The following is a 4,685-nucleotide window of genomic DNA, read 5'->3' as shown; positions in this document are numbered from 1 at the left end:
AATACACTTCTCTATGCAAAGTAAGGGAACGAAGATTTCCTGCTCACTCCGCCATACGAGAAACAACATACAGTGAATGATGGTGTTTTTGTTTCGGATTCGATGATATATTTATTGACTGATTATGATTCGGACTTTACCTATTTGGCTTCATACAATCTTGAAACAAACAAATTCAGAAAAGTTAAAGAATTGGAGAATGAGAGTTTTACTGCCATTAAATATAGTAAAGAGAATCAACTTATATATATAACCAGTCAAAAGGGTGTAGAAGATCAATTATATGAATTCAATCTGCAAAATAAAGATTGGAGATATATCCCCGTGCCGTGCAGCGTCATTAATAAACTTGAGGTTACTGCATCTGGAACCCTTTACTTATTTGGCATGAGCGCAACAAAGCCTCATAATATCTATAAAAAAACAGGTGATGAGTGGGTATCATTAACTAAATATACTGTTCCTGGCGTCGATTCAGATGAATTGGTTGAACCGGACATCATTACATATCCTTCCTTTGATGGCCTGGAGATCGAATCGTTATTTTTCAGGGCAAAAAAGGAAATTGACAATGGTGAAATCATTTTTTGGCCACATGGAGGTCCTCAAGCGGCAGAACGGAAGTCCTTTAGGGCATCATTTCAATTTTTCCTGAATCATGGTTACAGTATTTTTGCGCCAAACTTCCGCGGTTCTACTGGCTATGGTTTGGAATTCACGAAAATGGTGGAAGGAGATTGGGGAAATGGACCAAGACTTGATAATGTAGCCGGCCTTGATTGGCTCATTAACCAAGGGCATGCACAAAAAGGCAACATTCTATTGATGGGCGGAAGCTTCGGAGGGTATATGGCACTTCTGCTACACGGACGACATGCAGATTATTTTAAAGCGGTTGTCGATATTTTCGGACCATCCAACCTCTTCTCATTTATCAATTCCGTTCCAGAAGAATGGAAGCCAGTCATGGATCAATGGGTAGGTAATCCGGAAAAAGATAAAGAAAAACTAATCGAGTACTCTCCTATCACCTATTTAGAATATATGATAAAGCCAATGCTTGTCATTCAAGGAGCAAACGATTCCCGTGTCGTCAAAGCAGAATCAGATCAAATCGTTAAAGCGTTGAAGGATAAAGGAAGAGATGTCGATTATATGCTTCTGGAAGATGAAGGACATGGGTTTTCAAAAAAAGAAAATGAAATTGCCGTCTATCAAAAAATACTCACATTCTTAAAGCGATTCACAGCAGTAACAGAAAAAGTATAATCCGCATCAAGATATTCCGTTTATTCACATTTTAATTGGAAACCCTGCTACTCACGTTTCAGTGATGAGGCAGGGTTTTTTGTTTAAAAACTGGCATTTTAGGTACGTCGGTTTGGGGAATTAGTAAATGGCTTCCCAATATGGCGTGTTTATAAAATCCTGGCATTTAAAATTCAGAATTCCCTGAATAAACTCTGGTCACTTAGGCATAAAGTGCTATATAATATACGGAAAAAGTATTTTTTTGTTAAACGGAGTTGATCGGATTGCCACGGGAATTATTGTTATACATACTCGTAGTTATAATGGCAGGTGTTTTAAGCTTGTTCCTGTGTTTATTTGCACAGTTAAGGATCAAGGATGCACCTGGAGCAAAACCCTATATTTTCGTGACATTTTTGTCTTCCATTTTTACTTTTTCCTATGCTTTCGAACTTTCCAGTACATCTTTGGAACAAATCATATTTTGGTTAAGGGTCGAGTACTTGGCATTACCATTCATCCCAGTATTCCTTTTGTTGATGTGCCTTGAATATGTTGGGCAGAGAATTAAGAAGGTCTGGCAATATGCCCTTTTCATCATTCCGTTCATCACCATTTTCATGCATTATACAAACGGCCTTCATCACTTGTATTACAAATCAATGGAATTGAGAAGCGATAGTCCTTTTCCAATTATTAAGCTGGTGGGGGGCCCTTGGTTTTACGTCCACTCCCTTTTCCTTTTTTTATGTGTCATGTTAAGTATAATCATATTGCTAAAGCAAGTGAAAAAATCCTCATTCAGATTCAGGATGCAAATATCAATGATGGTGGCAGGTCTTATTATTCCTATAATGGCAAATTACTATTATATCAACGGATTAAGCACATACGGCATCGATCTTGGTCCTGTATCCATGAGTATCACGTTTATCTTTCATGGTGCGGCACTTTTGACTTTTCAAATGTTCAATGTAGCCCCGATCGCTCGGGAAACTGTCTTTGAAAGTATGAAAGAGGGTGTCATCGTTTTAAATCAACAGGGTTTGATTGTTGACTATAACCATGGAATGCGCAAAGTCATACCCATGTTGGATGAACACTCCATAGGTAAATCGATTACAAGTCTACTAAATGGGAATCATCATCTTAGGGAAATAATCGACCTTAAGCAAGACAGTGATTTTAATTGCAGCCTAAATGGTAATATGGTACATTACCATATTGGTTTTTCACCTGTGCTCAACAAAAGTAACCTGCCTATCGGACAGATCATCACCTTCGCCAACGTAACTGATAGAGTTCTTATGCTGGAAAAGTTGAAACAACTGGCCAGCTTGGACGGATTAACCCAAATATTGAATAGAACCTTTTTCTTTAATAAATCGGAAATGTTATTCGATGAACTAAGCATGGAAGGCGGCAGTGTTTCAGTAATCATGTTCGATATTGATCATTTCAAAGATGTAAATGATTCTTTTGGACATGAAGCAGGGGACGCAGTCATAACGCTTGTTGCAAATACTGCAAAGGAACACATTCGGGAAGGCGATCTATTGGGGCGTTATGGCGGTGAAGAATTTATCATATGTTTGCCGGATACAGCTTTAGCCATCGCATATGAGTTGGCCGATATTATAAGGGAAAAAGTTTCTGCAAGCATTGCAGTTGTTAACGAAGAGAAGATTTCCGTTACCTGCAGTTTCGGGGTGACTCATGCCTTCATTGAAGCTGGCGACCGAAGCCAATCCATCAAAACATTGATGCCACGGGCTGACCAAGCCTTATATGCCGCAAAGAAGAATGGACGAAATTGTGTAAAGATCATCGCCTAAGATGGAACCATCCCATTAAACCTTGAACTTGTTCTAGGTTTTTTTTATTGTGTTCATAATTCCTGACAAACTTGAGCTGCGTCATGCATTATAAATGCCCTACTTTTTACTTGCTCTGTATACTCTATATCCGAGGCTGTGTCCATAAGATAGAATGAGGCGGTAATGTTCGTCCATGACTCGTTCCAAGGATTCACTCAATGGCTGAACGAGGCTATTTGATGCTGAAGAATTCATTAATTCCTCTAAGACGGTACTCGATCTCAAGATTTTTGAATCTGTAAATCCGTTTTGTTGGAATGCCTTTAACCATTCGGATTGCGTCAATAATTCTCTTAATTTATAGAAGTCCATGATTTCTTTTTTTGAGGCAGAATCAAGGCTGGTTTCTGCTGTCATATCAATGGATAACAAAGTTCCTTCTAATTTAAGGACCCTGAAAAATTCACCGAGCGATTTTGGTATATCCGTGAATGCAATCGTTGATTCGGCTATGATAAAATCAAAAGAATTATTGGCAAAAGGCAGTTCTTCAATTGAAGACTTATATAGGTCAATGCTTAAATTAGCTTGTTGGAATCTTTTTTTTGCATGTTTCACCATCTCTGGGTGATGATCAAGCGCGGATACTTGGGAAAGAAACGTTTGTGCCAAGTAAGATGAGGTTTGCCCAGTCCCGCATCCGGCATCGAGGATTATTGACGTATGATCGAGTTCTTCATTTTTCAAGAGCTGCTTAGTCAATTCAAATCCACCAGGGTGTGCCCCTTCAATTCCAATTATGGCTAGTGCGTCTTGGTATGAGTGGTTCATGGCATAATCTCCTTTGGTACATGTATAAATGTATTTTATGCTTCGGTTTCAAAGAGTGTTTAATCATTGGCAAGGAATATGGGAAAGACTTTTAAAGGTTTGGTGGGTATTTAATTCATGCAGGCTAGTCTCCGAATGCATACGATGTATAATCGACGGACAAGGGGAGTGTAAAATGGGTTATCATAATTATTATCATAAATGCAGGCAAGGTGTTGGAAGGCCGGTTGAAATTCGTACAAGTAGAGGAACCGTTCATCGGGGAATCATACACCGGGTTACGCCGAACCGTGTATATATTCGTCCATTTGACGGTGGCGGAAACCTTGGTGGGTTTGGTTATGGTGGTTTTAATACAGGATTTGGTTGGGGTGCTGCAAATGGATTTGCCTTTGGGGCAATTGCATCTTTAGTTTTTCTCGCATTTCTCTGGTAATCGAATGATAAAAATATTAAAAAACCTGAAAAATTATCAGGTTTTTTATTTTGTTCACAATTGGAATCCAACCAAAAAAACTGAAAAGAAATATGAATAGCAGTACGGCTAAAATACATGTAAGACGATTCTTTTATCTGAATTTAACCTCTAATCGCTCGAACCTGCTTCTTTTTTTGGGTTCATCACAAATAAATACAGCTGATCACTCTGTTTTCACTCCTATTATCCGTTAGTAAAACTGTAAAACCTTGAATTAAGTTGGCTTGATTGCTGAAATTAAAAGGCTGTTTTCGCATACTTTGTTCCTATATACCAAGTAATGCGGTGTGGTTGATTTCGCCTCCAGA

At 38.6% G+C, this 4,685-nt stretch carries 3 protein-coding genes and 1 pseudogene; 3 read left to right on the top strand and 1 reads right to left on the bottom strand.

All coding sequences use genetic code 11. The features are described from left to right. Both ACFVSH_RS23080 and ACFVSH_RS23075 read left to right on the top strand, forming a co-directional pair. Positions 1 to 1,269 (top strand): annotated as a pseudogene (locus tag ACFVSH_RS23080) (alpha/beta hydrolase family protein); the annotation flags it as partial. 266 nt (positions 1,270 to 1,535) lie between these two features. Continuing rightward, on the top strand, positions 1,536 to 3,086 hold the full coding sequence (locus ACFVSH_RS23075; protein ID WP_387708029.1) for a histidine kinase N-terminal 7TM domain-containing diguanylate cyclase: 1,551 nt from the start codon (positions 1,536 to 1,538) through the stop codon (positions 3,084 to 3,086). Positions 3,087 to 3,185: 99 nt separating this feature from the next. Here the strand turns inward: ACFVSH_RS23075 and ACFVSH_RS23070 are convergent, their stop codons facing one another. After that, on the bottom strand, positions 3,186 to 3,899 hold the full coding sequence (locus ACFVSH_RS23070; protein WP_387598498.1) for a class I SAM-dependent methyltransferase: 714 nt from the start codon (positions 3,897 to 3,899) through the stop codon (positions 3,186 to 3,188). A gap of 175 nt (positions 3,900 to 4,074) precedes the next feature. Here ACFVSH_RS23070 and ACFVSH_RS23065 point away from each other — a divergent pair, with 175 nt between their 5' ends. Continuing rightward, positions 4,075 to 4,335 (top strand): hypothetical protein, encoded by a 261-nt coding sequence (locus ACFVSH_RS23065; protein WP_260284938.1) that lies wholly within the window; start codon positions 4,075 to 4,077, stop codon positions 4,333 to 4,335. The last annotated feature ends 350 nt before the right edge of the window (positions 4,336 to 4,685 follow it).

It is taken from the genome of Peribacillus sp. NPDC058002, assembly GCF_042886655.1.
Lineage (GTDB): Bacteria > Bacillota > Bacilli > Bacillales > DSM-1321 > Peribacillus > Peribacillus aracenensis.
The sequence above is the reverse complement of the archived record's forward strand: the minus strand, read 5'-3'. Positions and strand labels throughout refer to the sequence as shown.

Bases quoted from the DNA above. Each gene is read 5' to 3' on its own strand.
- ACFVSH_RS23065 (WP_260284938.1), top strand. From the start codon at position 4,075: ATGGGTTATCATAATTATTATCATAAATGCAGGCAAGGTGTTGGAAGG.
- ACFVSH_RS23070 (WP_387598498.1), bottom strand. From the start codon at position 3,899: ATGAACCACTCATACCAAGACGCACTAGCCATAATTGGAATTGAAGGG.